The sequence below is a fragment of the Intestinimonas sp. UBA1698 genome (assembly GCF_002320075.1).
GTDB lineage: Bacteria > Bacillota > Clostridia > Oscillospirales > Oscillospiraceae > Intestinimonas > Intestinimonas massiliensis.
The window spans coordinates 11,795-37,009 of record NZ_DCJO01000036.1 but is presented as its reverse complement, the minus strand read 5'-3'; the positions used below and the strand labels follow the sequence as shown (position 1 = coordinate 37,009).

The following is a 25,215-nucleotide window of genomic DNA, read 5'->3' as shown; positions in this document are numbered from 1 at the left end:
ACTCCGCCGACGGCAAGGATGGATCGACATGCGCTTTTATTCTGCCCCCATGGAGGGCGTCACCGGCTGGCTCTACCGCGGCGTCCACCACCGCTGCTTTCCCGGCGCCGACAAGTATTTCATGCCCTTCCTCTCGGTGAGCCAGGACCACGTCTTTCCCCGGCGGGAGCTCCAGGACATCCTGCCCGCCCACAACGAGGGGGTCCCGGCGGTGCCTCAGCTCCTGACCCGGCGGGCGGAAGACTTCCTTTGGGCGGCGGGGGAGCTGGCCGCCATGGGCTACCGGGAGGTCAATCTGAACCTGGGGTGTCCCTCAGGCACGGTGACGGCCAAGGGGAAGGGCTCCGGCTTCCTGGCCTTTCCAGAGGAGCTGGACCGGTTCCTGGAGGAGATCTTCTCCCGTGCCCCTGTGGCGGTCTCCGTCAAGACCCGGCTGGGCGTCCGGGAGCCGGAGGAGTTCCTCCGCATTCTGGAGATCTACAACCGGTACCCCATCCTGGAGCTCACGGTCCACCCGAGGGTGCAGAAGGACTTTTACCGCGGCGCCGCCCGGTGGGAGTGGTTTGAGCTGGCCCTGGGGGCGAGCAAAAATCCCCTGTGCTACAACGGCGACCTGCTGACGGCGGCGGACTGCCGGGCCCTGGAGTCCCGGGCCCCCGGTCTGGAGGCGGTTATGCTGGGCCGGGGGCTGGTGGCCTCTCCGGACCTCATCGCCCGGCAGAAGGGGGGGCCGGCTTTGGACAAGGAGTCTCTGCGGACCTTTCATGACCAGCTCTACCACGGCTACTGCGCCGCCTTCGGCAGCGAGCGCAACGCTATGCTGCGCATGAAGGAGGTCTGGTTCTACCTCATCCACCGCTTCCGGGGCGGGGAACGCCACGCCAGACAGCTCCGCAAGGCGGCAGATCCCAGAGTGTATGAGGCCCAGGTGGCGTCCATCTTCCGGGATCTGGAGCTGCGGGAGGAGGCGGAGCAGGGCTGGTAAAACCGGCCGGGCGGCGACAGAAAAGACTTGCCAAATCCATCGCCGTCGGCTATACTGAGGGTGACAATCAAACAGGCGGATGATGGCGTCGGGAGAGACTCCTCTGCAAGAGGGGCGCCGAAGGGGAAGCGGGCAGCAAACTCTCAGGCAAAAGTACCGACGCCGGACGGAACTCCGAAAACCGGCCCTGCGGCCGGACCGAAGAAGCAACCCGTCCCCCGGGGGCGGAGAATCTTTCAGGTAACGAGACGGAGGCATGCTTTTTTTTGGCATGCCTCCGTCTTTTTTTGTTGCACCGATGATTCAGAAAGGATGATGATAGAGATGGAACAAAAAACCCCGCTCTACGCAAAGCACGCCGCGGCGGGCGGCAAGATCGTCCCCTTTGCCGGCTACCTGCTGCCCGTCCAGTACCCTACGGGCGTGATCGCCGAGCATATGGCGGTGCGCACGGCTGCCGGGCTCTTCGACGTCAGCCACATGGGGGAGCTCGTATTCACCGGGCCGGACGCGCTCCGCAACCTCAACCACCTGCTTACCAATGATTTTAGCGGCATGTACGACGGACAGGTGCGCTATTCCCCCATGTGCAACGACCAGGGGGGGTGTGTGGACGATCTGATCGTCTATAAGGTGCACGACACCGCCTATCTGGTGGTGGTCAACGCCGCAAACAAGGATAAGGACGCCGGCTGGATGCGGGAGCATCTGTTCGGCGCGTGCGAAATGGAGGACATCTCCGGACGGGTGGCCCAGGTGGCCCTCCAGGGGCCGAAGTCCAAGCAGATCCTGCTCCGGCTGCTGGACGAGTCCGTCCTGCCCCCAAAGTACTACAGCTTTGTCCAGGATGTGGACCTGAGGGGGATCCGCTGCCTCATCTCCCGCACCGGCTATACCGGGGAATTCGGCTATGAGCTCTACTGTGTCAGTGCCGACGCGGAGGGGCTGTGGGATCTGCTGCTGGAGGCGGGGGCCGACCTGGGGCTCATCCCCTGCGGCCTGGGGGCCAGGGACACCCTGCGCCTGGAGGCCGCCATGCCCCTCTACGGCCACGAGCTCAACGACGTCATTACCCCTCTGGAGGCGGGGCTGGATTTTGCGGTGAAGATGGGCAAGGAGGACTTTATCGGAAAGAATGCCATCGCCGCCAGGCTGCCCGTCCGGCAGACCCGGGTGGGGCTGGAGATCACCGGTCGGGGTATCGCCCGGGAGCACCAGGACATCTATATCGGAGACCGGCTGGCGGGACAGACTACCTCCGGCACCCACTGCCCCTTCCTGGGCAAGGCGGTTGCCATGGCCTATCTGTCGAGCGCCGACGCCGTCCCCGGCACCCGGGTGGAGGTGGACGTGCGCGGCCGCCGCGTGGCCGCCCAGGTGGTGGAGCTGCCCTTTTATAAGCGCTGACCAAAACCACACGGTTTGAATTTATAAGGAGGAAAACGTCATGAATATTCCTGAAAACCTGAAGTACACCAGGTCCCACGAGTGGGTGGAGTTCCTGCCCGACGGCGCCGCCCGGGTGGGGCTCACCGATCACGCCCAGGATGCCCTGGGCGATCTGGTCTTTGTCAACCTGCCCGAGGCGGGGGACGCCGTCACCGCCGGGGAGGCCCTGGGGGACGTGGAGTCCGTCAAGGCGGTGTCCGACATCTTCTGCCCCGTCACCGGCACCGTGCGCGCGGCCAACGAGGCCCTGCTGGACACCCCCGAGGCCATCAATGCCGACCCCTACGGGGCCTGGCTGGTGGAGGTGGAGGCCATCACCGGGCAGGAGGAACTGCTGGACGCCGCCGCCTATGAGGCCCACTGCGCGGCCGAGGGGTGAGGGGCATGGGAAGCTATATTCCGTCCACGGCGGCGGAGCGCCAGGCTATGCTGGAGGCCATCGGCTGCCGCAGCATGGACGATCTGTTCGTCCAGGTGCCGCCGGAGATGAAGGTGGACCGGCTGGACCTGCCTGCGGGCAAGTCCGAGTTGGAGGTCCGTCGGGTGCTGGAGGGCATGGCGGGGAAGAACCGGGTGTTCTCCTCGGTGTTCCGGGGGGCGGGGGCCTACCGCCACTATATCCCCGCCATCGTCAAGTCCGTTACCTCCAAGGAGGAGTTCATCACCGCCTACACCCCCTATCAGGCGGAGATTTCCCAGGGGGTGCTCCAGTCCATCTTCGAGTATCAGACCATGATCTGTGAGCTCACCGGCATGGATGTGGCCAACGCCTCGGTGTACGACGGGGCGTCCGCCGCCGCCGAGGCCGTGGCCATGTGCCGGGAGAAGAAGCGGAATGCCGTTCTGGTCTCCGCCGCCGCCCACCCCATGGTACTCCAGACCATCGGCACCTACTGCTTCGGCAGCGGCATGGAGGTCCGGACTGTCCCCATGAAGAACGGCTTTACCGACATCGAGGCGCTGGAGGGGCTGCTGGACGACACGGTGGCCTGCGTCTACCTCCAGCAGCCCAACTACTTTGGCCGCATCGAGTCCGCCGAGGCCGCGGTCCGTGCTGCCCACGCCGCCGGGGCCAAGTGTATCATGGGGGTCAACCCCATCGCCATGGCGGTGCTCCGGACCCCCGGGGAATGCGGGGCCGACATTGCCGTGGGAGAGGGCCAGAGTCTGGGCCTGCCCCTCAGCTTTGGCGGGCCGTACCTGGGCTTCATGGCCTGCACCAAGGCACTGACCCGCAAGCTCCCCGGGCGCATCGTGGGGCAGACCGCCGACCACGACGGACGGCGGGCCTATGTCCTCACCCTCCAGGCCCGGGAGCAGCACATCCGCCGGGAGAAAGCCTCTTCCAACGTGTGCTCCAACCAGGCCCTGTGCGCCATGACCGCCTCGGTGTATCTGGCGGCCATGGGTCCGGACGGCCTGCGCCGGGCTGCGGAGAGCTGTATGGCCCACGCCCGGTACGCCGCCGAGCGCATTTGCTCGGTGCCCGGCTTCGACATGGTCTACCCCGGCCCCTATTTCCATGAGTTCGTCACCACCTGTCCCGTGAAGCCGGAGAAGCTGACGGCGGGGCTGGAGGCCCGGGGTATTCTGGGCGGCCTGCCCATCGAGCAGGGCATCCTCTGGTGCGCCACCGAGATGAACACCAAGGATGAGATCGACGCCCTGGAAGCGGCCATTCGGGAGGTGTGCTGAGATGGAATTGCTGTTTGAAAAGAGTGTTCCCGGCCGCGGCTGCGACCTGCTGCCGCCGCTGGACGTGCCGCCCGCCCATCTGCTGGAGGGTCTGGAGCGGGAAACGCCCCTCCGCCTGCCGGAGATGGCCGAGGTGGACCTGTCCCGGCACTACTCCGCCCTGTGCCGCCGGACCCACGGGGTCAACAACGGGTTTTATCCCCTGGGCTCCTGCACCATGAAGTATAACCCCAAGATCAACGAAGGGCTGGCCGCTCTGCCCGGCTTTGCCGGAGTCCACCCCCTCCAGAGCGCCGATACGGTCCAGGGCTGCCTGGAGGTACTGGGCTGGGCGGAGGAGCTCCTGTGCGAGGTCACCGGCATGGACCAGATGACCTTCCAGCCCGCCGCCGGGGCCCACGGGGAGTTCACCGCCCTGCTGATGGTAAAAAAATACCACCTGGACCGGGGGGACCCAGCCCGGACCAAGATCCTGGTCCCCGATTCCGCCCACGGCACCAACCCGGCCTCCGCCGCCATGTGCGGCTTCACTGTGGTCAACGTGCCCTCCAATTCCCAGGGCGGGGTGGACCTGGAGGCCCTGCGCGCAGCCGCCGGGCCGGACACCGCCGGGCTCATGCTCACCAACCCCAACACCCTGGGCCTGTTCGATCCCAACATTCTGGAGATCACCCGGATCGTCCACGACGCGGGGGGCCTGTGCTACTACGACGGAGCCAACCTCAACGCCGTCATGGGGGTGGCCCGGCCCGGCGACATGGGCTTTGATTTGGTCCACCTGAATCTGCACAAGACCTTCTCCACCCCCCACGGCGGCGGCGGGCCCGGCTCCGGCCCCGTGGGCTGCAAGGATTTCCTGGCCCCCTTCCTGCCGCTGTACCACGCGGCGGAGGGGGAGGATGGGCTGGAGTTCCAGCACCCGGCCAAGTCCATTGGCAGCGTGAAGAGCTTCTACGGCAACTTCGCCGTGGTGGTGAAGGCCCTGGCGTATCTCCTGACCCTGGGGAGCGAGGGAATCACCGAGGCCGCCCAGGGCGCGGTGCTCAACGCCAACTATATGCGGGAGATGCTGCGGGACAGCTACGACGTCGCTTACGGCGACGGGCCCTGCATGCACGAGTTCGTCCTCACCCTGGCCGGGCTCAAGAGGGAGAAGGGGGTCTCCGCCATGGACGTGGCCAAGGCCCTGCTGGACGACGGCATCCATCCGCCCACCATGTACTTCCCCCTCATCGTGGAGGAGGCCCTCATGGCCGAGCCCACCGAGACGGAGTCCCGGGAGACCATCGACCAGGCGGTGGCGGTGCTCAAGGCCATCCGGGCCCGGGCCGACAGCGACCCGGACAGCCTCCACGCCGCGCCGCACACCACGCCCATCGGCCGGCCCGACGAGGTCAGCGCCGCCCGGCATCCGGTGCTGCGTTATGAATTTCCGGCGGAGTGACGCTTTCTTGCAGAAAGTCGCTCTGTTTTTATGAATTTCCGGCGGAGCGATTGCTTTTTGGCGGCGGAGCCTCTATAATCTAAAGTATTGTACTGGAAATTTGACCGTTGCCGGAGGGATTCGCATGAGTTATGACCTTGTCGTCGTCGGCGGCGGCCCGGGCGGCTATGCAGCCGCCATTCGGGCCAGCCAGCTCGGTTTGAGGACCGCCCTGGTGGAGCGGGACGCGGTGGGCGGCACCTGCCTGAACCGGGGCTGCATCCCCACCAAGACCCTGCTCCACTCCGCCCACCTTTACCGGGAGATGCTGACCTGCCAGTCCTTTGGCCTACAGGCGGAGGGCGTGCGCTTCGACTACGGGGCCATGTCCGCCCGGAAGGACGAGGTCACCGGCCAGCTCCGCTCCGGTGTGGAGGGCCTGCTGAAGGGCAACAAGGTGGAGCTTCTCCGGGGCTCCGCCCGGGTGGAGGAGCCGGGAAAGGTCCGGGTGGGGGAAGAGGTGCTGGAGACCAGGCACATCCTCATCGCCACGGGCGCAGTTCCCGCAAAGCCGCCGGTGCCGGGGCTGGACCTGCCCGGCGTGGTCACCAGCGACGAGCTGCTGGCCGACGGGAGGCTCTATCCCAGGCTGACCATCGTCGGCGGCGGGGTCATCGGCATGGAGTTTGCCTGCCTGTGCAGCGCCCTGGGCACGGAGGTCACCGTCATCGAGGCCATGGACCGCATCCTGCCCACGCTGGACCGGGAGCTGGGTCAGAACCTGGCCATGCTGCTGAAAAAGCGGGGGGTCCGGGTCCACGCCGGCGCCGTCGTAGAGCGGGTGGAGCGGCAGGGCGAGGCGCTGACGTGCACCTTTACGGCCAAGGGCAAGGCGGAGACGGCGCAGTCCGACGCCGTGCTGGTGGCCACCGGGCGGCGGCCGAACACCGCCGGCCTCTTTTCCCCCAGATTGGAGGACGCGCTGGGGCTGGACCGGGGCGGCATTCCGGTGAACCTCCATTTCTCCACCCGGGTGGCCGGTATCTGCGCCATCGGGGACGTGGTCAAGGGCAACATCCAACTGGCCCATGTAGCCTCCGCCCAGGGGATCAACGCCGTGAGCCGTATGGCCGGCCTGCGGCCCCCCATGCGCCTGGAGGCCGTCCCGGCCTGCGTGTACACCGACCCGGAGATCGCCTGTGTGGGCAGCACGGAGGCCGAGTGCAAGGAAAACGGTATCCCGTACAAGACGGGCAAGTATCTGATGAGCGGCAACGGCCGCACGGTCATCGCCCGGGGGGAACGGGGCTTCATCAAGGTGGTGTACCACGCCGAAAGCGGCGCGGTGCTGGGCGCCCAGCTCATGTGCGAGCGGGCCACCGACCTGATTGGGGAATTTACCCTCGCCGTGGCGGAGGGCCGGACGGTGGAGCGCATGGCCCAGCTTATCCGGCCTCACCCCACGTTTGGGGAGGGGATTTCCGAGGCGGCAGAGAGCTGCTTCGGCCTGGCCATCCACCAGCTCAACCGATAAAAAGACGGAGAGGACCGCATGCCGGGTATCCGGCGTGCGGTCCTTGGTATGTTTGGGCTGTAAAAGTGCCCGGACCTGTGGTACACTGGCGGAAGAACGAACAAAGGGGAGAGAACCATATGGCGGAAAAGGGACGCTTTGCCCCCAGCCCCAGCGGCCGGATGCACCTGGGAAACGTACTGTCCTTCCTGCTGGCCTGGCTGGACGCCCGGGCGGCGGGGGGCACGGTGGTGCTGCGGATGGAGGATCTGGACCCCCTGCGGACTGGGGAGCCCTGGGCCTCCCGGATCGCCGACGATCTGCGCTGGCTGGGGCTGGGGTGGGAGGAGGGCTTCCAGGCGGGCGGACCCAACGGCCCATACTGCCAGCGGGAGCGCACCGCACTGTATGACGCGGCGTTCCGGGCTCTGGAGGAGCAGGGGCTGCTCTACCCCTGCTGGTGCAGCCGCCACCAGCGGCTGGCCGCCTCCGCCCCTCACCCCGGGGAGGTGCGGGACATGGGGGCGTGTCCCTGCCGCGCCTTTACGGCGGAGGAGCGGGCCGCCCGCTGGCGGGAACGGGACCCGGCCTGGAAGGCGGCGGTCCCCCACGAGACGGTGGCCTTCCGCGACGCCAACTGCGGACCCCAATCCTTCCACCTGGCCCACGACTGCGGAGATTTTATCGTACGGCGCTCCGACGGGGTGTATGCCTATCAGCTCGCGGTCACGGTGGATGACGCCCGGATGGGGGTGACCCGGGTGGTGCGGGGCATGGACCTGCTGGACTCCACCCCGCGTCAGCTCTGGCTGATGGACAAGCTGGGCTATCGCCGCCCCACCTATGCCCACCTCCCGCTGCTGGAGGCCGCCGACGGCCGCCGCCTGTCCAAACGGGACCAGGACCTGGACATGGGGGCCCTGCGGGAGCGGTTTACCCCGGCGGAGTTGACCGGGTATCTGGCATTTTTGGCCGGGCTCACGGAAGAGCCGGCCCCGGCAAGCCCCCGAGAGTTGGTGAAGGAATTTACCTGGGCCAAAGTGAAGCGGGCTCCGATCTGCATAGAACAGCTCTGAATAGCATAGTGAGTTTGCCGAGTTTACACATAAAATGCAGATGTAATTTGTTCGATTTTACTTGTGGTTTGGGAGCAAATGTGATATGCTGTAAATGGGAATTGGTTTGGTTTTATCTCAGCAACGGCAAATCCGACACAAGCATCATTCGAAAGGGAGGGTAAACATGCACAGATCCAACATGCGGAAGAGGTTTCTTCCATTCTTGGTTGTTTTTGTGGCCTTGACCGCTATCATGATGACCGTAGCCTTCGCGGAAGGCGAGGCGGAATACGTCAGCAATTTCTACGCCAGCCCCCTGTCTCTGCTGCCCCCTGTCATCGCCATCATCCTGGCCCTGATCACCAAGGAGGTCTACAGCTCTCTGTTCGTAGGCATCCTGGTGGGCGGCCTGCTGTACGCTAACTTCAACCCCGAGCTGACCATCATGACCATGTTCTTCAATGAAGACGGCGGCATGATCTATAAGATTTCCGACTCCTGGAACGCGGGCATCCTGGTGTTCCTGGTTATCCTGGGCATCATGGTGGCCCTGATGAACAAGGCCGGCGGCTCCACTGCCTTCGGTAACTGGGCCAAGGACCACATCAAGACACGGGTGGGCGGCCAGCTCTCCACTATGCTGCTGGGCGTGCTCATCTTCGTGGACGACTATTTCAACTGCCTGACCGTGGGCTCCGTTATGCTGCCCGTTACGGATGGCCACCGGGTGTCCCGGGCCAAGCTGGCCTACCTCATCGACGCCACGGCCGCGCCCATCTGTATCATCGCACCCATCTCCTCCTGGGCCGCCGCCGTCACCGGCTCCGTCCCCGAGGATTCCGGCATCAACGGCTTTGCCATGTTCCTGCAGACGATCCCCAACAACCTCTATGCCCTGCTGACCATCGTGATGTGCCTCACCCTGGCGATAGGCAAGTTCGACTACGGTCCCATGAAGATCCATGAGGACAATGCCCGGGACAAAAACGACCTGTTCACCACGCCTGACCGGCCCTATGGCGAGGGACTGGGCGACGTGAAGCCCAACGCCAACGGCAAGGTCATCGACCTGGTGCTCCCCGTGGTGGTGCTGATTTTCTGCTGCATCATGGGCATGGTCTACACCGGCGGCTTCTTTGACGGCGAGAGCTTCATTGACGCCTTTGCCGGGTCCGACGCCTCCATGGGCCTGGTGCTGGGCTCCGTCATCACCCTGATTCTTACCTTTATCTACTACATGATCCGCCGCGTAATGACCTTCCAGGAATTCACCGAGTGCATCCCCGACGGCTTCAAGCAGATGGTCCCCGCCATCCTGATCCTCACCTTTGCGTGGACCCTGTCCGGCATGACCGGCCTGCTGGGCGGCGCCACCTTCGTGGAGAACCTGGTGGCCAATGCGGCCCCCGGCATGAAGGCCATGCTGCCCGCCATCGTGTTCCTGGTCTGTGTGGGCTTGGCCTTCGCTACCGGCACCTCCTGGGGCACCTTCGGCATCATGATCCCCATCGTGCTGCCGCTGTTCCCCATGGGCAGCGATATGATGGTCACCTCCATCGCCGCCTGCCTGGCCGGCGCCGTCTGCGGCGACCACTGCTCTCCCATCTCCGACACCACCATCATGGCCTCCGCCGGCGCCCGCTGCAACCACGTCAACCATGTGGCCACGCAGCTCCCCTACGCGCTGACCGTCGCTGCGGTCTGCTTCGTGGGTTACATCATCGCCGGCCTGACCAACGGCAACACCTGGATTACCCTGATTATCAGCCTGGTCCTGCTGGAGGTGGTCCTCTTCGCCCTGAAGAGCATCTCGTCCAAAAAGGACGAGGCGGCTGTGGTGAAATAAGCGATTGCAAGGAAAAGCCGGGGCGGACTTGGTCCGCCCCGGTTTTTCCTTGACATTTTCCCGCCATTTGCGTATACTAAGGCTGTTCGACGAAAAAAGGCTGTGATGGGAAGGAGTACCCGCCTTCGTTTGGTGCAGAGAGGAGCCGGCCTGCTGCGAGGCTCTCCAAAAAAGCGGGGAAGGTGGTCCCGGAGCTGTGGGCTGAACGGCATCCTGCCGTAGGCCGCAACGTGCGCCCGCGTTAAGGGTCAAGGAGTGTGGGCGCGCCGCGCCCAAATTCAGGTGGTACCGCGGACATTCGTTCGCCCTGAGCAAGCATGCTCGGGGCGCTTTTTGTTGCCCCGAAAAGGAGATGTAAACATGAAGAAAGAACTGCCCAAGGTCTATGAGCCCCAAGAGGTCGAAGGCCGCATCTACGAGATGTGGGAGAAGAACGGCTGCTTCGTGGGGCACCGGGACCCTGACAAGAAGCCCTTCACCATTGTGATGCCGCCCCCCAACGTCACCGGCCAGCTCCATATGGGCCACGCCATGGACTCCACCCTTCAGGATATCCTCATCCGGTTCAAACGGATGCAGGGCTACGCCGCGCTGTGGGTCCCCGGCACCGATCACGCCGGCATCGCTACCCAGATCAAGGTGGAGGAGGAGCTGCGCACCAAGGAGGGCCTCACCCGCTATGACCTGGGCCGGGAGAAGTTCCTGGAGCGCGTCTGGGACTGGAAGGCCAAGTACGGCGGCCGCATCGTGGAGCAGCAGAAGAAGCTGGGCGCCTCCTGCGATTGGTCCCGGGCCCGGTTTACCATGGACGACGGCCTGTCCGCCGCTGTGCGCCATGTGTTCGTCCGCCTCTACAACAAGGGCCTGATCTACAAGGGCTCCCGCATCATCAACTGGTGCCCTCACTGCGTCACCGCCCTGAGCGACGCGGAGGTGGAGTACCAGGACAAGCCCGGCAATCTCTGGCACATCCGTTACCCCATCCAGGGGGAGACCGACCGCTGGGTCGTGGTGGCCACCACCCGGCCCGAGACCATGCTGGGCGACACCGGCGTGGCCGTCAACCCCGAGGACGAGCGGTATAAGGGCATCGTGGGCAAGAAGTGCATCCTGCCCCTGGTGGGCCGGGAGATGCCCATCGTGGCCGACGCATACGTGGACAGGACCTTCGGCACCGGCTGCGTGAAGATGACCCCCGCCCACGACCCCAACGACTTCGAGGTCGGCCTGCGCCAGAATCTGGAGACCATCCGGGTGCTGGACGACAACGGCAGGGTGGTAGAGGGGTACGGCAAGTACTCCGGCATGGACCGCTACGAGGCCCGGAAGGCCATTGTGGCGGACCTGGAGGCGGGAGGCTACCTGGTGAAGGTGGAGCCCCACCAGCACAACGTGGGCACCTGCTACCGCTGCCACAGCGATGTGGAGCCCCTCATCTCCGCCCAGTGGTTCGTCAAGATGGAGCCCCTGGCCAAGGAGGCCCTGCGGGTGGTCAACGAGGGGGAGACCAAGTTCGTCCCTGACCGCTTCGCCAAGACCTACACCAACTGGATGGAGAACGTCCACGATTGGTGTATTTCCCGTCAGCTCTGGTGGGGCCACCGCATCCCCGCCTGGTACTGCGACGACTGCGGCAAGCTGACCGTCTCCGAGTCCGACCCCACCGAGTGCCAGCACTGCCACAGCCGGCACATCCACCAGGAGGAGGACGTACTGGACACCTGGTTTTCCTCCGCTCTGTGGCCCTTCTCCACCCTGGGCTGGCCGGACGAGAGCAGCGAGGATTACAAATACTTCTATCCCACCGATGTGTTGGTCACCGGCTACGACATCATCTTCTTCTGGGTGGCCCGGATGATCTTCTCCGGCTGTGAGCACACCGGCAAGCCCCCCTTCCACACCGTGTTCATCCACGGCCTGGTCCGGGACGACAAGGGCCGCAAGATGTCCAAGTCCCTGGGCAACGGCATCGACCCTCTGGAGATTGCCGAGCAGTACGGTGCCGACGCCCTGCGGTTCAATCTGGTCACCGGCAACAGCCCCGGAAACGACATGCGCTTCTACACCGAGCGGTGCGAGGCCATGCGCAACTTTGCCAACAAGATCTGGAACGCCAGCCGCTTCCTGATGATGAACCTGACCATCGACACGTGCGAGCTGCCCGAGCGGCTGGAGCTGGAGGACAAGTGGATTCTGTCCAAGCTCAACGCCGTCATCCCCGAGATCACCGAGAACATGGACAAATACGAGCTGGGCGTGGCCGCCCAGAAGGTATACGACTTCATCTGGGACGACTACTGCGACTGGTATATCGAGCTGACCAAGTCCCGCCTCCAGGGCGACGACGAGGCGGCCAAGGTCAACGCGCAGAAGGTGCTGTGCTGTGTTCTGACCGATATTCTCAAGCTGCTGCATCCCTTCATGCCCTTTATTACCGAGGAAATCTGGCAGGCGCTGCCGCATGAGGGCGATTTCCTCATGCTCCAGAAGTGGCCCGAGCACCATGTGGAGCTGGACTTCCCCGAAGAGGAAAAGGCCATGGAGATGATCATGGACGCCATCGGCGCCGTCCGCACGCGGCGGGCGGAGATGAATGTGCCCCCCTCCAAGAAGGCCAGCCTGACCGTCTCCACTCTGGAGCAGGAGGTCTTCCAGGCGGGTATCCCCTTCCTGAAGCGCCTGGCCTACGCCAGCGACGTGACCATCACCGGCGTGGCCGGCCTGGGCGCCGACGGCGAGGAGAGCGCCAGGGGCATGGTCACCGTCATCACCCATGCGGCCCGTATCTCCATGCCCATGGCCGAGCTGGTGGATCTGGAGAAGGAAAAGGCCCGGATTCAGAAGGACCTGGGCAAGCAGAAGGCGGAGCTGGAGAAGCTGCAGGCCAAGCTGAACAACCCGGGCTTTGTCAATAAGGCCCCTGCCAACGTGGTGGAGGCCGAGCGGGAGCGCGCCGGTAAGCTGACGGCGCTGATCGCCAAGCTGGAGGAACAGCTCCGGAGCATGTAACAAAAAGCCGGCGGACACATATCAGTGTGTCCGCCGGCTTTTACATCACGATTGCAGCCAAATAGTCCAGAGTGACTTTGTGGCACTTGGCAATCCGTATCGCAACGGAGAAGGGAATTTCGTACCTACCCGTTTCATAGCGTGCATCAGTCGTTTTATATAGGCCCAGCCGTTTTGCCATCGTCAAATGGAGGGAGAGCCATTTCACGCATTGGACTTTGGACATTGTGGCTATCCCCGCATGAAGCGCCGCGGCGTGGAGCAGACCTGCCGGTACTGGAGGCCGAGGAGGAAACCACAGGACCTATAAATTTCCAAATACAGACACTTCGACAAAAAGCCCCCGCGTCCCCGCGTTATAATCGCAGTATACCAAATTCTGGTATACTGCGATTTTTTTATAGATACCAAAGAGAACTGGGAGGGACAAGCTATGCCGGTAAGTTGTACGGCGGAGGATCGGGTGCTGCGGGTGACCATTACCGGGGAGGTGGACCACCACCGGGCCCGGGAGATGATGGACGTGCTGGACCGGGAGATCGACATGGAGCTGCCCCGCCGCCTGACGGTGGATCTGGGAGACGTGACCTTTATGGACAGCTCGGGGATCGCGGTGCTGCTGCGGGCCCACCGGCGGGTGGGGCTTCTGGGTGGGACCATGACGGTGCAGCACGTGCCGGATCAGGCGGGCAAGGTCCTGCGGGCCGCCGGGCTGGACCGGCTGATGAAATTTGAGTGATGCGGCGGGGCTGCCCCGCCGCACACGGACCAATAGGAGGCTATACATATGAGAAATCCGGTCAACAGCGCCACCGTGGAATTCCTGAGCCGTTCGGCCAATGAGGGCTTTGCCCGGACGACGGCGGCCTGCTTTGCCGCCCAGATGGACCCCACGCTGGATGAGGTCAACGACATCAAGACCGCCGTCAGCGAGGCGGTGACGAACTGCATCGTCCACGCCTACCCCAACGAACTGGGAAAAATCCGGATGAAGCTGCGCCTTTTCGAGGACAACACGCTGGAGGTGGTGGTCCAGGATTGGGGGGTGGGCATCGCCGACGTGGCTCAGGCCCGCACCCCTCTGTTCACCACCGGGAACGAGGAGCGCTCCGGCATGGGCTTCACCATCATGGAGAGCTTTATGGACGCCCTCAAGGTGAAGTCCGCCCCCGGAAAAGGCACCACCGTCACCCTGCGCCGCCGCATCTCCCGCCGCCTGGCGGCGGGCGGGCGGTGAGCCCATGAGCGCGCTGGAGGCTTCCTCCCTCCTGGAAGCCGCCCACAACGGGGACAACGAGGCCTGCGAGCGGATGCTGGAGGAGAACGCCGGACTCATCTGGTCCATCGTCCGGCGCTATTACGGCCGCGGCGTGGACCCGGAGGACCTGTATCAGTTGGGCTGCCTGGGCTTTCTCAAGGCGGTCCGGGGCTTCGACACGGCCTACGGCTGTCAGTTCTCCACCTATGCCGTGCCCAAGATCGCCGGGGAGATCCGACGCTTTCTCCGGGACGACGGGGCGGTGAAGGTCAGCCGGGGGGTAAAGGAGCGGGGCACCGCCATCCGGACCGCCCGGGACCGGCTGACTCACCTGCTGGGCCGGGAGCCCACCCTCTCCGAGCTCTCGGAGGAGACGGGGCTGGAGCCCGAGGAGATTGCCGCCGCCGAGGAGGCCAATCTGCCGGTGGCCTCCCTCCAGATGGAGACGGGGGACGGGGGCTTCACTCTGGAGTCCGTTCTGGGCACCGAGGGCATGGAGGAGGGGGTGGTGGAGAAGCTGGCCCTCCGGGGGGCCATCGAAAGCCTGCCTGACCGGGAAAAGCAGGTTATCTTCCTGCGGTACTACAAAAATCTCACCCAGGACAAGGCGGCCAAGGTGCTGGGGGTGAGCCAGGTACAGGTGTCCCGCATCGAGCGCAAGGCGATGGAACGCCTGCGCTCCATTCTGAGCGAGTAAATTTGGAACACAAGGATGGCTTTTTTCGTCCAAAGGGGGTATAATCGAAAGGATCATAAAACACAAGGGAGTGAAGACTCCGTGGAACATCCGGATACCCTCTATATCGTGGTCCCCTGCTACAATGAGGAGGAGGTCCTGCCCGAGACCGCCCGCCGCCTCCGGGCCAAGCTGGAGGCTCTGACGGCCGCCGGGCGGATCTCCGATCAGAGCCGGGTCCTCTTTGTCAACGACGGCTCCCGGGACCACACCTGGGCGGTGATCTCTGACCTGCATCGGCAGTGCCCGCTGTTCTCCGGCGCGGATCTGAGCCGCAACCGGGGTCACCAGAACGCTCTGCTGGCCGGACTGATGACCGCCAAGGACCGGGCCGACATGGTCATCTCCATGGACGCCGACCTCCAGGACGACATTGACGCGGTGGACGCCATGGTGGACAAGTACTACGAGGGGTGCGACGTGGTGTACGGCGTCCGTTCCTCCCGAAAGAGCGATTCCTTTTTCAAACGCTTCACCGCAGAGGGCTTTTACCGGGTGATGAACGCCCTGGGGGCCGAGACGGTGTTCAACCACGCTGACTATCGCCTGCTCTCCCGCCGGGCCCTGGAGGGGCTGGCGGCGTTCAAGGAAGTCAACCTGTTCCTTCGGGGGATCGTGCCCCTGGTGGGCTATCCCAGCGCCGCCGTGGAGTACGAGCGGGGCGAGCGGTTCGCCGGCGAGAGCAAGTATCCCCTCAAAAAGATGCTCTCCTTTGCCATGGAGGGCATCACCTCCCTGTCGGTGAAGCCCATCCGCTATATCACGGCCCTGGGCTTTCTCATCTTTTTCATCAGCATCCTGATGCTGATCTATTCCATCGTCCGCTGGGCCCACGGAGAAACCGTTCTGGGCTGGGCCAGCGTCATCTGCTCCGTCTGGGCCATCGGGGGATTGATCCTGCTGTCCCTGGGGGTCATTGGGGAGTATATCGGAAAAATCTACCTGGAGACCAAGGGTCGCCCCCGGTTCCTGATCCGGGAGGTGCTGGAGGACGAACATGGCCAGACTAATTGACAGCTCGATTCCCAAATTCCTGCTGGTGGGGGTGGGCAACACCCTGCTGTCCATGTTCCTCATGTTCCTTCTGGAGGGGCTGGGCTACTGGCCCTCCACCGCCATCGCCTATGTGGCCGGAGCGGTGATGAGCTTCTTCCTCAACCGGCACTTCACCTTCCACAGTCAGGAGAAGCTGGGCCGGTCGGCGGTAAAGTTCGCCGTCAACGTGGCGGTGTGCTATGTGGTGGGGTATGGGCTGGCCAAGGTGCTGGTGCCTATCCCCCAACAGCCCAACGCCGTACCCGTGATCTGGGTCGAGCGGCTCTCCAAGCTGGTGGGCATGGGGCTGTATACCGTGCTCAACTACTTTGGACAGCGGTTTTTTGCTTTCCGGAAGGGAACATAGGAGCAAAAAGGGACCGGCGAGCGCGCGCTCGTCAGTCCCCTTGCTTTTTATGGGCGCTCCGGTTTCAGCCCGCCCTCGGTGGCGGCCACCACGGCCGAGCAGGCGATGTCGCCGGTGATGTTGACGGTGGTGCGGGCCATGTCCAGGACGCGGTCGATGCCCGCCACCAGGGCTACCCCCTCCACGGGCAGGCCCACCGACTGGAGTACCATGGTGAGCATCACCACTCCCGCGCCGGGGACCCCGGCGGTGCCGACGGAGGCCAGCGTGCAGGTGAGCACGATGGTGACCTGCTGCCCCAGGTCCAGAGGGATGCCATAGGCGTTGGCGATAAAGAGGGCGCACACCCCCTGGTAGATGGCGGTGCCGTCCATGTTGATGGTGGCCCCCAGGGGCAGGACGAAGGAGCGCACCGGAGCGGGCACCCCCAGCCTGCGGGCGGCCTCCATGGAGAAGGGGAGGGTGCCCGCCGAGCTGGCGGAGGAGAAGGCGAATACCAGAGCGGGCAGGGCGGTCCGGAAGAAGGTCAGGGGGTTGACCCGGGCGATGCCCCCCACGGCGATGGAGTAGCCTACCAGCATGTGGAGTAGGCAGGCCCCGTATACCACCAGGATGACCCCCAGAAAGGCAAGCAGCACCCGGGGGCCCAGCTCGGCCACCACTGGGGCGATGAGGGCGAAGACGGCGACGGGGGCCAGCTTCATGATGAATCCGGTGAGGGCGTACATGGCCTCGGCCAGACTGTCGCACACCGCCAGCAGGGGCAAGCCTTTCTCTCCGATGAGCAGGATGGCCCCGCCCAGGCACAGGGCGAAAAAGATGATTTGGAGCATATTGCCCTCGGCCAGGGCGGCCACAGGATTGGTGGGGACGATATTCAGCAGGGTGTCGGCGACGCTGACCGTCGTCCCGGCGGCTCCGGCGGATTCTTGCGCCACCTGGCCCAGCCCCCGCCCCACCGGAAAGAGGTTGGCCGCCAGCAGACCCAGCGTGACGGCCAGCGCGGTGGTGCACAGGTAGAACAAAATGGTTTTTCCGCCGATGCGGCCCACCTTTTTGGCGTCTCCCAGGCCGCAGGTGCCCACGGTGATGGAGGCGAACACCAGAGGCACCACCACCATTTTGATGAGGTTGAGGAACAGAACGCCGAAGGGCTTGATATAGGTTCGGGCGACGTCCGGCGCGGCCTGCAGGGCCAGCCCGGCCAGGACGCCCAGGAGCAGGCCGATCAGAATCTGCACGGAAAGGGGCGGCTTATGTTTCATGGATATCCCTCCTGAATTAACAACAGCCAATAGGATATCATACTTCAAAACAAAAGAAAAGATACGAATTTTCTCCGGATTGTGATACACTGGAGGAAACGGAGGCGAGCGGTTTGGAATCTGTCCCGGCCAAGCATCTGCTGCACCGGACCAGGGATGGCTCCTGGTTCGGCACGGACTACACCATGAATCTGTACCGGGGCTGTTGCCACGGCTGTATCTACTGCGACAGCAGGAGCGACTGCTATCGGGTGGAGGACTTTGATACCGTGCGGGTCAAGGAGAACGCCCTGGCCGTCCTGCGGGACGACCTCCGGCGCAAGCTCCGCCCCGGTATTGTAGGCATGGGGGCCATGAGCGACCCCTACAACCCGTTTGAGCGGGAGCTCGAGCTCACCCGGAACGCGCTGTCCCTGCTGGACGCCTATGGCTTCGGGGTCACCCTGGCCACCAAGAGCGATCTGGTGGTCCGGGACATCGACCTGCTCCGGTTTATCCAGAGCCGCGCTCCGGTGCTGTGCAAGCTGACCCTCACCACGGCGGACGACGCTCTGGCCGCCAAGCTGGAGCCCCGGGCGCCCAGCCCGACCCGGCGGCTGGAGGCCGTGCGGGCGCTGTCCAGGGCGGGCATCCCGGTGTGTATCCTGCTGATGCCGGTGCTCCCCTTCGTCGAGGACACCGAGGAGAACGTCCTGGCGGTGACCGAGGCGGCGGCGGAGGCCGGGGCCCGGTACATCTACCCCGCCTTCGGCATGACCCAGCGGCAGGGCCAGCGGAGCTGGTATCTGGACCGGCTGGAGGCCGCTTTCCCCGGCCGGGGCCTGCGTGAGAAGCACGAAAAGCGCTATGGGGACCGGTATGTCTGCACCAGCCCCCGGGCCAGGCGGCTGTGGGAGGTGTTCTCCCGGCGGTGCGGCGAGCTGGGGCTTTTGTACGAGATGAGGCACATCACGGCCAACTACCAGCGGGGCTATGAGGACCGGCAGCTCAGTTTTTTGGATTGAAAGGAGCGGCAGCCATGCTGCTTTCCGCGGAACACATCACAAAAATATACGGGACCCGGGCCGTGCTGGACGGGGCGTCCCTCTATCTGGAGCGGGGACAGAAGCTGGGGGTCATCGGGGTGAACGGCAACGGCAAGTCCACCCTGCTGCGCATTCTGGCGGGGGCGGAGGAACCCGATGGGGGAACGGTGGCTCGGGACCCCAATGTGCGGCTGGAATATCTGCCCCAGAACCCGGCCTTCGACCCGGCGCGCACCGTGCTGGAGCAGGTCTTTGACCGCCTGTCCCCCGAGGCCCGGGAGCTTCAGGAGTACGAGGCCAAAAGTATCCTCACCCGCCTGGGCGTCACCAATTTTGAACAGCGGATGGGGGAACTCTCCGGCGGGCAGCGCAAGCGGACGGCCCTGGCCGCCGCGCTGGTCCACGACTGCGACGTGCTCATTCTGGACGAGCCCACCAACCACCTGGATGCCGAGATGGTGGCCTGGCTGGAGGAGCGGCTGCGCCAGTTCAAGGGGGCGCTGGTGATGGTCACCCACGACCGCTATTTCCTGGAGCGGGTGGTGGAGCGTATTGTGGAGGTAGAGCGAGGCAAACTCGCCTTTTACGAGGGGAGCTACGCCAGGTACCTGGAGGCCAAGGCCCAGCGGGAGGAGATGGAGGCGGCCAGCGAGCGCAAGCGTCAGTCCATCCTCCGGCGGGAGTACCAGTGGGTGATGCAGGGCCCCACCGCCCGAGGGACCAAGAGCCGGGAGCGGTTGGAGCGGTATGAGGCCCTGCGGGACCAGACGAGGCCGGAGAAGCGGGCCGAGCTGGAGCTGTCCGCCCTGTCCAGCCGCCTGGGGAAAAAGACCATTGAGCTCCGCGGGGTATCCAAGGAATTTGGGGGAAGGACCGTGCTGCGGGATTTCGACCTGATGCTGCTGCGGGACGACCGCATCGGGGTCGTGGGCCCCAACGGCAGCGGCAAGAGCACCCTGCTGAACCTCATCGCCGGGCGGCTGGCCCCCGACGCGGGAGAGGTGGTAACCGGAGAGACGGTGCGCATCGGCTATTTTGCCCAGGAGACCCCTCCCATGGCGGCGGACCGGCGGGTCATTGACTATGTGAAGGACATCGGCAACCGCATTGAGACCCCGGAGGGTTCCCTCACCGCCTCCCAGCTCCTGGAAAAGTTCCTCTTTCCAAAGGACGCCCAGTGGGCCCCCATCGACAGGCTTTCTGGCGGGGAGAAACGGCGGCTGTTCCTGCTGTCCATCCTGTGCGCCGCCCCCAACGTGCTGCTGCTGGATGAGCCTACCAACGACCTGGACATCCAGACCCTCACCATCCTGGAGGACTATCTGGAGACCTTCCCCGGGGCGGTCATCGCCGTGTCTCACGACCGCTATTTCCTCGATAAAATGGCCCGGCGGATCTTTGCCGTGGGAGAGGGCGGGGCGGTGCAGGGCTATACCGGGGGATATTCAGACTATCTGGCCGCCCGTGCAGAGGCGCAGCGGGAAAAGACGCCCCGGTCCAGCGGAGAGAAGCGGCCCCAGGAGAAGCCCACCGGCCCCCAAAAGCTGAAGTTCAGCTACAAGGAGCAGCGGGAATATGGGACCATCGAAGCCGACATCGCCGCTCTGGAGGGAGAACTGGCCGCCGTTCGGGCGGAGCAGGAGGAGAAGGCCAGCGATTACGTGGCCCTGCAGGACCTTCAGGCGAGGCAGGAGGAGCTGGAGGCCCGGCTGGAGGAGAAGATGGAGCGGTGGCTCTACCTCACCGATTTGGCCGAGCGCATCGCCCATCCATGATTTTTCTAAATCCGGATTGAAAAAAGATTAAAAAAGCATGAATTTCCACGGGGACAACTTGCGCCCCGCTGAAAATACGTATACAATAGGGCCAGATTCCAAAAACATTAGAAGAATGCAACAGGAGGTTTTTGATATGATTTCTTTTGACGAACTGAAGAGCCGGGCACTGGACCTGACCCAGAGCGGCGTGGCCAAGGCCAAGGAGCTCACCGACGTGGCCAAGCTGAACATTGCAAACTCCACCGAGGAGGATAACATCCGCAAGGCCTATATTGAGCTGGGCAAGCTCTACTACGCCGAGCGGGGCATGGCGCCCGAGGGCGCTTACGCGGCGCTGTGTGAGAGAATTACCGCGTCCAAGCAGAAGATCGAGGAGAACCGCGCCAAGATCAGCGAGATCAAGGCGGCCAACGATGTCTCCGACGATGTGTGCGGCTGCGGCTGCTGCTCTGCGGAGACTGAGGTGGCGCCCGAGGAACCCGCGGCCCCCGTGGAGGACCCCAAGCCGGAAGAGCCCCGGCAGTAAGAAAAAACGCCCGGTCCGCTTAAGCGGACCGGGCGTTTTGGTCAGGTAGAGGAGGGGGAGGCGGAAACCTCTTCAGACAGCGCACCAGTTTTTCTCTGGGACAGCCACAGTCCGGCCAGGATCAGGGCGATGGCGGCCAGAGCCTGAAGGGTGACCGGCTCGTGGAGGATAAGGGCGGAGGCGAAGAGCGTGACCACCGGAGTCAGATAGATGTATACGTTGGTGGACACCGAGCCCAAAAGGGACAGAGCCTTATTCCACAGGACGAAGCAGATGGCAGAGGCCCCCACGCCCAGGTAGAGGACGTTGAAGAGCAGGTCGGGTGCGGCCAAATGGGCGGGGGACAGGTCGGGCCGGAGAAGGGCCAGCAGCGGGGCCGTAAAGACCAGGCCCCAAAAAAAGACCTTGCGGGTGACCTGGAGGTTGGTGCAGCCGGAGCTGCGAGTCAGCTCCACACAGACGCCGTAACAGCCCCAGCAGAAGGCGGCGCCCAGGGTGAGCAGGCTGCCCAGCGGGTTGAAGTCCAGGGTCTCGCCCCGGGCCAGGGAGATCAGGGTGATGCCGGTGAGGGCCAGGACAAAGCCGGCGAAGAAGGACCAGCGGGGCCGGGGCGCCCGGCGGCAGAGCCACAGCATCAGCGCCGAGAACATGGGGGCCGCCGAGATAATGATGCCCACAGTGGAGGCCAGGGTATAGGCCAGGGCGGTGTTCTCCAGAATGAAATAGAGGGTGAGGCCGGTGAGCCCGGCCGCCATAAAAGGGAGCTCCTCCCGCAGGCTTTTGGGCAGCAGCGGTTTCGGGTGAAGGAAGAACAGGATCACCCAGGCGATGACGAAGCGGTAGGTCATGATGGCCAGCGGGTCATACGCCCGCAGAAGCAGCTTGGTGGAGATAAAGGTGGTGCCCCACACGATGGTGACCAGCAGGGCGAAGGTATGTCCCAGGAGGCGGGAGCGGCTGTGCATGGCGTTCGAAGTCCTTTCCTCAGGTTTGGTCGGAGCGCGGGGGGTAGCGGCGCAGAAAGTCCTGGATGTGGGCGACCGAGTCGGCGCTGATGACGTGCTCGATGGCGCAGGCGTCTTCATAGGCCTGCTCCGGGTCCACCCCCATCACCTGGGTCAGTAGGCGCTGCAGAATGGTGTGCTTGTGGGAGAGCAGCTCAGCCAGACGGAGCCCCTGCTCCGTCAGCCGGATTTCCCGGTATTTTTCACTTTCCACCAGCCCCCGGGAGGCCAGCACATTCATGGCGTTGTTGGCGCTGGCCTTGGAGACCTCCAGCCGGGCGGCCACATCGCTGAGCCGGCAGCCGCCCTCGCCGCACAGATCATAAACAGTCTCCAGATAGTGCTCCATGGCGATGGTCAGATGTTCCATGGCGGGCCTCCTTGCAATAAGAAAAGTGCGCAGCGGCAGAGGCGCTGCGCACTTGCTATTATATTTCCTCTGCCTCGGATTTGCAAGAGGCTCAGACCACCCGACGGCCGTAGACGTAGACGTTGGCGTAGTGGCCGGAGGACAGGTCGTCGATCTGAACGGCGTAGCTGTTGGTAGAGGCATGGACGAACTGGCCGCTGCCGATGTAGATGCCCACATGGGAGACCGGCTTGCTGGTGCGGTATTTGAAGAACACCAGATCGCCGGGCTGCAGCTCATCCTTGCTGACGGACACGCCGTTGGAGAGCTGGTCGGTGGCGGTGCGGTTAAGGGTATAGCCGAACTGGCCATAGACATACTTGGTGAAGCCGGAACAGTCAAAGCCGCTGGTGCTGCTGCCGCCGTACACGTAAGGAGTTCCCAGGAAGTTCTGGGCGTAGGCGGCAATTTCCTCGCCCACCGAGGAGGCGGCTACGGTGGCGGCGGGAGTCTCGGAGGTGAGGGTTATGTAATCGCTGCTGACGTAGCCGCTGGTGCCGCCGTGGACTACCTTATACCAGCCGTCCTGTACGCCGGTGAGCTCCAGCACCGTGCCGCCGGAGACGCTGTTCAGTACGCTGCAGCCGGTGCCGGCGCCGGAGCGGATGTTGAGGGAGGATACATCGCTGTTGACCTTGCCATAGCCCAGCGCGGCATCCATGGAGGTGGAGACGGTCAGATATTCACCGGCCATATAGCCCTCCACGGCGTTGTAGCTGACCTTGTACCAGCCATCGCCGGCCTCTTCCAGCACTACCAGCTTGGCGTTGCTGGGGGCGGTGGCCAGGATGGCGCCGTCGGTGGCGGGGGTGTCCCGCAGGCGGAGGGCGTCGGCAGTGACGGTGCCGGCGCCCAGACAGGCGGCGGACGCGCCGATGGTACATAGAGCGGTAAGGGCGACGGTGAGCAGGCAGGTGCGCAGCAGCTTGCCGGGCATTATCATCGGTGAGGACCTCCCATTTTATCGTTTGTAGGCGGAGAAAATTATTTGTTGGCCAGAGCCCGGGCCAGCCACACGGCGGCCACGTCCATGGCGGCGTAAAGGTTGTCCTTCTCGGTCTTCTTGACCACCCGGTCGCGGCTCTTCAGGTCGGGGTCGGTGAGCTGGAGCTGGACCGAGACCTTGGTGGCCAGGGACAGGTCGTCGTCCACCTTTTTGTTGTCCATCACTTGGAGCATGATGATATATTTATCCGCCATGCTGCCGTAATAGATCAGGTTGTCCTTGCGGCGCAGGGGGTGTCCCTTGTAAACCAGGGGAAATTTCTGATCAGCCATATTGACCTCCAATATCCAAGATAAAACTGTAACCAAATTGTAACACATTGTTCCCGGCATGTCAAATTCTTTTCGGCGGATTTCCGGATATTTCTGGGATGGGGCCGGAGGCTTGCAGAACGGAGCGGAAATCGGTAAAATACAGGGGAAGGGGGCGGTTTCATGCGGGTGCTGCTGGTGCGGCCCAGAAGGCTCAACGCCATGACGGTATTTGGCGCGGTGGACTGTGAGCCGCTGGAGCTGGAATATCTGTCGGCGGCCTGCAAGGCCATGGGGGCGCAGCCGGTTCTCTATGACGGAATCCTGGAGCACCGCCCGTTCTCCCGGGTGGTAAGAGAGGTGCGGCCGGACTGGGTGGGGTTGACTGGCTATCTGACGCAGGAGCGGGAGATGGCGGAATATGTCCGACTGGCCAGGATGGCGGCCCCGGGCTGCCGGGTGGTGGTGGGCGGAGTGCATGCCCAGCTCAACTGGGACAGACTGCGCTGGGAGGGGGTGGATTTCATCCTGCGGGGTGAGTCCACTGCGGCCTTTCAGGCGCTGCTGTCCGGGGCCGACCCGGCGGGGATACCCGGCCTGTGCTGGAGAACGGGCGAGGGGTGGAGCGAGACGCCCTATATCCCCTGCGACATTGACGAGCTGCCCCTGCCCGACCGGAGCGGCTGGGCGGCGGGGGCGAAGTGGTTCCGCTATCTGGACTATCCGCGGGTGTCCACCTTAAAGACCGCCGTAGCCTGTCCCTATACCTGCGACTTCTGCTATGGCCGAAACCTCCACGGCGGACGGTATCAAGCCCGGCGGCTGGATCTGGTGCTGGATGAACTGGAGGCGATACCGGGAGAGCCTGTCTTTATCGTGGATTCGGACTTCCTGCTGGAGGAGGTGCGGACGGAGGCCTTCCTGCGGGGCCTGGAGGAGCGGGGCATCCGCAAACAGTTCATCTGTTACGCCCGGGCGGACTTCATCGCCGCCCACCCAGAGCTGACGGCCCGGCTGTGCCGGGCGGGCTTCCGATGTTTCCTGGTGGGCATCGAAGGGGTGCGGGACGACCGGCTGGAGGGCTGGAACAAGGGGACCAGCCGGGCGGTAAACGAAGCCTGCGTGACCATCCTCCACGCCAACGGGGCCGACTGCGCCGCTCTGCTGCTGGCCGACCCTGCGTTTGAGAAGGCGGACTTTCAGGCCCTGGCCCGCTGGGTGGCGGAGCATCCGGTTCGGTATGCCTCCGTTCAGATCCTCACCCCGATTCCGCCCACCCCCTTTTACCGGCGAAAGGAAGGGGAACTCACCAGCCGGGACCTGCGGCAGTGGGACCTGACCCACCTGGTGCTGCCTCCGGAACACATGAGCCGGAGGGCCTTTTTGGCCCGGTACCGGCTGCTGCTGGCGCGTCTGACTCTGTGTACCTGGCGGCGGGGGGCGTTCCGGTTCGTCACCCCTGCGTATTTGGGTCGGGTGCTGGTCCGCTGGTGGCGGAGACGGGGCGCTCTGCGGTAACTCATACCCCTCCGCGGGGTTGAAAAAGGTTAACAGACAAGCCAGAGGGCCTCGGAAAG

At 64.2% G+C, this 25,215-nt stretch carries 23 protein-coding genes, 2 riboswitches and 1 other annotated feature; of the genes, 18 read left to right on the top strand and 5 right to left on the bottom strand.

The window, feature by feature from the left end; translation table 11 throughout:
- Positions 1 to 28 precede the first annotated feature (28 nt).
- The 14 genes from B3H64_RS09735 (at position 29) to B3H64_RS09670 (ending at position 16,374) form a co-directional block, all read left to right on the top strand.
- Positions 29 to 985 carry a tRNA dihydrouridine synthase gene (locus B3H64_RS09735; RefSeq protein WP_286734740.1) on the top strand — a complete coding sequence of 319 codons (957 nt, stop codon included), beginning with the start codon at positions 29 to 31 and terminating at the stop codon, positions 983 to 985.
- A 79-nt stretch (positions 986 to 1,064) separates the two neighbouring features.
- Positions 1,065 to 1,154, top strand: a riboswitch (glycine riboswitch).
- A 3-nt stretch (positions 1,155 to 1,157) separates the two neighbouring features.
- Positions 1,158 to 1,239, top strand: a riboswitch (glycine riboswitch).
- A 70-nt stretch (positions 1,240 to 1,309) separates the two neighbouring features.
- A complete protein-coding gene (gene gcvT, locus B3H64_RS09730; RefSeq protein ID WP_286734737.1) occupies positions 1,310 to 2,392 on the top strand; it encodes a glycine cleavage system aminomethyltransferase GcvT in 1,083 nt (360 codons plus the stop codon).
- Positions 2,393 to 2,432: 40 nt separating this feature from the next.
- A complete protein-coding gene (gene gcvH / locus B3H64_RS09725) occupies positions 2,433 to 2,813 on the top strand; it encodes a glycine cleavage system protein GcvH (RefSeq protein ID WP_050618769.1) in 381 nt (126 codons plus the stop codon).
- Between the two features lie 5 nt (positions 2,814 to 2,818).
- Positions 2,819 to 4,129, top strand: a complete 1,311-nt coding sequence (gene gcvPA / locus B3H64_RS09720; RefSeq protein ID WP_050618768.1) for an aminomethyl-transferring glycine dehydrogenase subunit GcvPA — start codon at positions 2,819 to 2,821, stop codon at positions 4,127 to 4,129.
- 1 nt (position 4,130) lies between these two features.
- On the top strand, positions 4,131 to 5,573 hold the full coding sequence (gene gcvPB, locus B3H64_RS09715; RefSeq protein WP_286734735.1) for an aminomethyl-transferring glycine dehydrogenase subunit GcvPB: 1,443 nt from the start codon (positions 4,131 to 4,133) through the stop codon (positions 5,571 to 5,573).
- Between the two features lie 124 nt (positions 5,574 to 5,697).
- Positions 5,698 to 7,086, top strand: coding sequence for a dihydrolipoyl dehydrogenase (lpdA, locus tag B3H64_RS09710; RefSeq protein WP_349676175.1), 1,389 nt, complete (start codon positions 5,698 to 5,700; stop codon positions 7,084 to 7,086).
- A 119-nt stretch (positions 7,087 to 7,205) separates the two neighbouring features.
- Positions 7,206 to 8,141 (top strand): tRNA glutamyl-Q(34) synthetase GluQRS, encoded by a 936-nt coding sequence (gene gluQRS / locus B3H64_RS09705; RefSeq protein WP_050618765.1) that lies wholly within the window; start codon positions 7,206 to 7,208, stop codon positions 8,139 to 8,141.
- Between the two features lie 181 nt (positions 8,142 to 8,322).
- Entirely contained in the window at positions 8,323 to 9,969 is a 1,647-nt protein-coding gene (locus tag B3H64_RS09700; protein WP_050619616.1) for a Na+/H+ antiporter NhaC family protein, read from the top strand.
- A 93-nt stretch (positions 9,970 to 10,062) separates the two neighbouring features.
- Positions 10,063 to 10,282 (top strand) — a binding site (T-box leader).
- 47 nt (positions 10,283 to 10,329) lie between these two features.
- Positions 10,330 to 12,978, top strand: coding sequence for a valine--tRNA ligase (locus B3H64_RS09695; RefSeq protein ID WP_286734732.1), 2,649 nt, complete (start codon positions 10,330 to 10,332; stop codon positions 12,976 to 12,978).
- 433 nt (positions 12,979 to 13,411) lie between these two features.
- Positions 13,412 to 13,717, top strand: coding sequence for an STAS domain-containing protein (locus B3H64_RS09690; RefSeq protein WP_050618762.1), 306 nt, complete (start codon positions 13,412 to 13,414; stop codon positions 13,715 to 13,717).
- Between the two features lie 48 nt (positions 13,718 to 13,765).
- Positions 13,766 to 14,215, top strand: coding sequence for an anti-sigma F factor (gene spoIIAB / locus B3H64_RS09685; RefSeq protein WP_050618761.1), 450 nt, complete (start codon positions 13,766 to 13,768; stop codon positions 14,213 to 14,215).
- A 4-nt stretch (positions 14,216 to 14,219) separates the two neighbouring features.
- Complete coding sequence (locus B3H64_RS09680) at positions 14,220 to 14,933, top strand: sigma-70 family RNA polymerase sigma factor (RefSeq protein ID WP_050618760.1); 714 nt, start codon at positions 14,220 to 14,222, stop codon at positions 14,931 to 14,933.
- Between the two features lie 81 nt (positions 14,934 to 15,014).
- Positions 15,015 to 15,986, top strand: a complete 972-nt coding sequence (locus B3H64_RS09675) for a glycosyltransferase family 2 protein (protein ID WP_050618759.1) — start codon at positions 15,015 to 15,017, stop codon at positions 15,984 to 15,986.
- Complete coding sequence (locus tag B3H64_RS09670; RefSeq protein ID WP_050618758.1) at positions 15,970 to 16,374, top strand: GtrA family protein; 405 nt, start codon at positions 15,970 to 15,972, stop codon at positions 16,372 to 16,374. The genes B3H64_RS09675 and B3H64_RS09670 overlap by 17 nt, the downstream gene beginning before the upstream one ends.
- Positions 16,375 to 16,421: 47 nt before the next feature.
- Here the strand turns inward: B3H64_RS09670 and B3H64_RS09665 are convergent, their stop codons facing one another.
- Complete coding sequence (locus tag B3H64_RS09665) at positions 16,422 to 17,639, bottom strand: dicarboxylate/amino acid:cation symporter (protein WP_050618757.1); 1,218 nt, start codon at positions 17,637 to 17,639, stop codon at positions 16,422 to 16,424.
- 113 nt (positions 17,640 to 17,752) lie between these two features.
- Here B3H64_RS09665 and B3H64_RS09660 point away from each other — a divergent pair, with 113 nt between their 5' ends.
- The 3 genes from B3H64_RS09660 (at position 17,753) to B3H64_RS09650 (ending at position 20,968) form a co-directional block, all read left to right on the top strand.
- Complete coding sequence (locus B3H64_RS09660; protein ID WP_050618756.1) at positions 17,753 to 18,643, top strand: SPL family radical SAM protein; 891 nt, start codon at positions 17,753 to 17,755, stop codon at positions 18,641 to 18,643.
- A 14-nt stretch (positions 18,644 to 18,657) separates the two neighbouring features.
- Positions 18,658 to 20,439 carry an ABC-F family ATP-binding cassette domain-containing protein gene (locus B3H64_RS09655; protein ID WP_286734727.1) on the top strand — a complete coding sequence of 594 codons (1,782 nt, stop codon included), beginning with the start codon at positions 18,658 to 18,660 and terminating at the stop codon, positions 20,437 to 20,439.
- 136 nt (positions 20,440 to 20,575) lie between these two features.
- Positions 20,576 to 20,968 carry a hypothetical protein gene (locus tag B3H64_RS09650; RefSeq protein ID WP_050618754.1) on the top strand — a complete coding sequence of 131 codons (393 nt, stop codon included), beginning with the start codon at positions 20,576 to 20,578 and terminating at the stop codon, positions 20,966 to 20,968.
- A 41-nt stretch (positions 20,969 to 21,009) separates the two neighbouring features.
- Here B3H64_RS09650 and B3H64_RS09645 read toward each other — a convergent pair whose 3' ends face one another.
- The 4 genes from B3H64_RS09645 to B3H64_RS09630 form a co-directional block, all read right to left on the bottom strand.
- The gene (locus tag B3H64_RS09645; protein WP_050618753.1) at positions 21,010 to 21,933 is read right to left on the bottom strand and encodes a DMT family transporter; all 924 of its coding nucleotides are present in this window, start codon (positions 21,931 to 21,933) and stop codon (positions 21,010 to 21,012) included.
- A gap of 19 nt (positions 21,934 to 21,952) precedes the next feature.
- Positions 21,953 to 22,342 (bottom strand): metal-dependent transcriptional regulator, encoded by a 390-nt coding sequence (locus tag B3H64_RS09640; RefSeq protein WP_050618752.1) that lies wholly within the window; start codon positions 22,340 to 22,342, stop codon positions 21,953 to 21,955.
- A 91-nt stretch (positions 22,343 to 22,433) separates the two neighbouring features.
- Positions 22,434 to 23,324, bottom strand: coding sequence for an SH3 domain-containing C40 family peptidase (locus tag B3H64_RS09635; RefSeq protein WP_050618751.1), 891 nt, complete (start codon positions 23,322 to 23,324; stop codon positions 22,434 to 22,436).
- Positions 23,325 to 23,365: 41 nt separating this feature from the next.
- A complete protein-coding gene (locus tag B3H64_RS09630) occupies positions 23,366 to 23,659 on the bottom strand; it encodes a hypothetical protein (RefSeq protein WP_050618750.1) in 294 nt (97 codons plus the stop codon).
- Positions 23,660 to 23,821: 162 nt separating this feature from the next.
- Here B3H64_RS09630 and B3H64_RS09625 point away from each other — a divergent pair, with 162 nt between their 5' ends.
- Positions 23,822 to 25,156, top strand: coding sequence for a B12-binding domain-containing radical SAM protein (locus B3H64_RS09625; protein WP_050618749.1), 1,335 nt, complete (start codon positions 23,822 to 23,824; stop codon positions 25,154 to 25,156).
- Positions 25,157 to 25,215 lie beyond the last annotated feature (59 nt).

What these genes read in the sequence shown, in the direction of transcription:
- B3H64_RS09735 (WP_286734740.1), top strand. Translation starts at nt 29, where the DNA reads ATGCGCTTTTATTCTGCCCCCATGGAGGGCGTCACCGGCTGGCTCTAC.
- gcvT (WP_286734737.1), top strand. Translation starts at nt 1,310, where the DNA reads ATGGAACAAAAAACCCCGCTCTACGCAAAGCACGCCGCGGCGGGCGGC.
- gcvH (WP_050618769.1), top strand. Translation starts at nt 2,433, where the DNA reads ATGAATATTCCTGAAAACCTGAAGTACACCAGGTCCCACGAGTGGGTG.
- gcvPA (WP_050618768.1), top strand. Translation starts at nt 2,819, where the DNA reads ATGGGAAGCTATATTCCGTCCACGGCGGCGGAGCGCCAGGCTATGCTG.
- gcvPB (WP_286734735.1), top strand. Translation starts at nt 4,131, where the DNA reads ATGGAATTGCTGTTTGAAAAGAGTGTTCCCGGCCGCGGCTGCGACCTG.
- lpdA (WP_349676175.1), top strand. Translation starts at nt 5,698, where the DNA reads ATGAGTTATGACCTTGTCGTCGTCGGCGGCGGCCCGGGCGGCTATGCA.
- gluQRS (WP_050618765.1), top strand. Translation starts at nt 7,206, where the DNA reads ATGGCGGAAAAGGGACGCTTTGCCCCCAGCCCCAGCGGCCGGATGCAC.
- B3H64_RS09700 (WP_050619616.1), top strand. Translation starts at nt 8,323, where the DNA reads ATGCGGAAGAGGTTTCTTCCATTCTTGGTTGTTTTTGTGGCCTTGACC.
- B3H64_RS09695 (WP_286734732.1), top strand. Translation starts at nt 10,330, where the DNA reads ATGAAGAAAGAACTGCCCAAGGTCTATGAGCCCCAAGAGGTCGAAGGC.
- B3H64_RS09690 (WP_050618762.1), top strand. Translation starts at nt 13,412, where the DNA reads ATGCCGGTAAGTTGTACGGCGGAGGATCGGGTGCTGCGGGTGACCATT.
- spoIIAB (WP_050618761.1), top strand. Translation starts at nt 13,766, where the DNA reads ATGAGAAATCCGGTCAACAGCGCCACCGTGGAATTCCTGAGCCGTTCG.
- B3H64_RS09680 (WP_050618760.1), top strand. Translation starts at nt 14,220, where the DNA reads ATGAGCGCGCTGGAGGCTTCCTCCCTCCTGGAAGCCGCCCACAACGGG.
- B3H64_RS09670 (WP_050618758.1), top strand. Translation starts at nt 15,970, where the DNA reads ATGGCCAGACTAATTGACAGCTCGATTCCCAAATTCCTGCTGGTGGGG.
- B3H64_RS09665 (WP_050618757.1), bottom strand. Translation starts at nt 17,639, where the DNA reads ATGAAACATAAGCCGCCCCTTTCCGTGCAGATTCTGATCGGCCTGCTC.
- B3H64_RS09655 (WP_286734727.1), top strand. Translation starts at nt 18,658, where the DNA reads ATGCTGCTTTCCGCGGAACACATCACAAAAATATACGGGACCCGGGCC.
- B3H64_RS09650 (WP_050618754.1), top strand. Translation starts at nt 20,576, where the DNA reads ATGATTTCTTTTGACGAACTGAAGAGCCGGGCACTGGACCTGACCCAG.
- B3H64_RS09645 (WP_050618753.1), bottom strand. Translation starts at nt 21,933, where the DNA reads ATGCACAGCCGCTCCCGCCTCCTGGGACATACCTTCGCCCTGCTGGTC.
- B3H64_RS09640 (WP_050618752.1), bottom strand. Translation starts at nt 22,342, where the DNA reads ATGGAACATCTGACCATCGCCATGGAGCACTATCTGGAGACTGTTTAT.
- B3H64_RS09635 (WP_050618751.1), bottom strand. Translation starts at nt 23,324, where the DNA reads ATGATAATGCCCGGCAAGCTGCTGCGCACCTGCCTGCTCACCGTCGCC.
- B3H64_RS09630 (WP_050618750.1), bottom strand. Translation starts at nt 23,659, where the DNA reads ATGGCTGATCAGAAATTTCCCCTGGTTTACAAGGGACACCCCCTGCGC.
- B3H64_RS09625 (WP_050618749.1), top strand. Translation starts at nt 23,822, where the DNA reads ATGCGGGTGCTGCTGGTGCGGCCCAGAAGGCTCAACGCCATGACGGTA.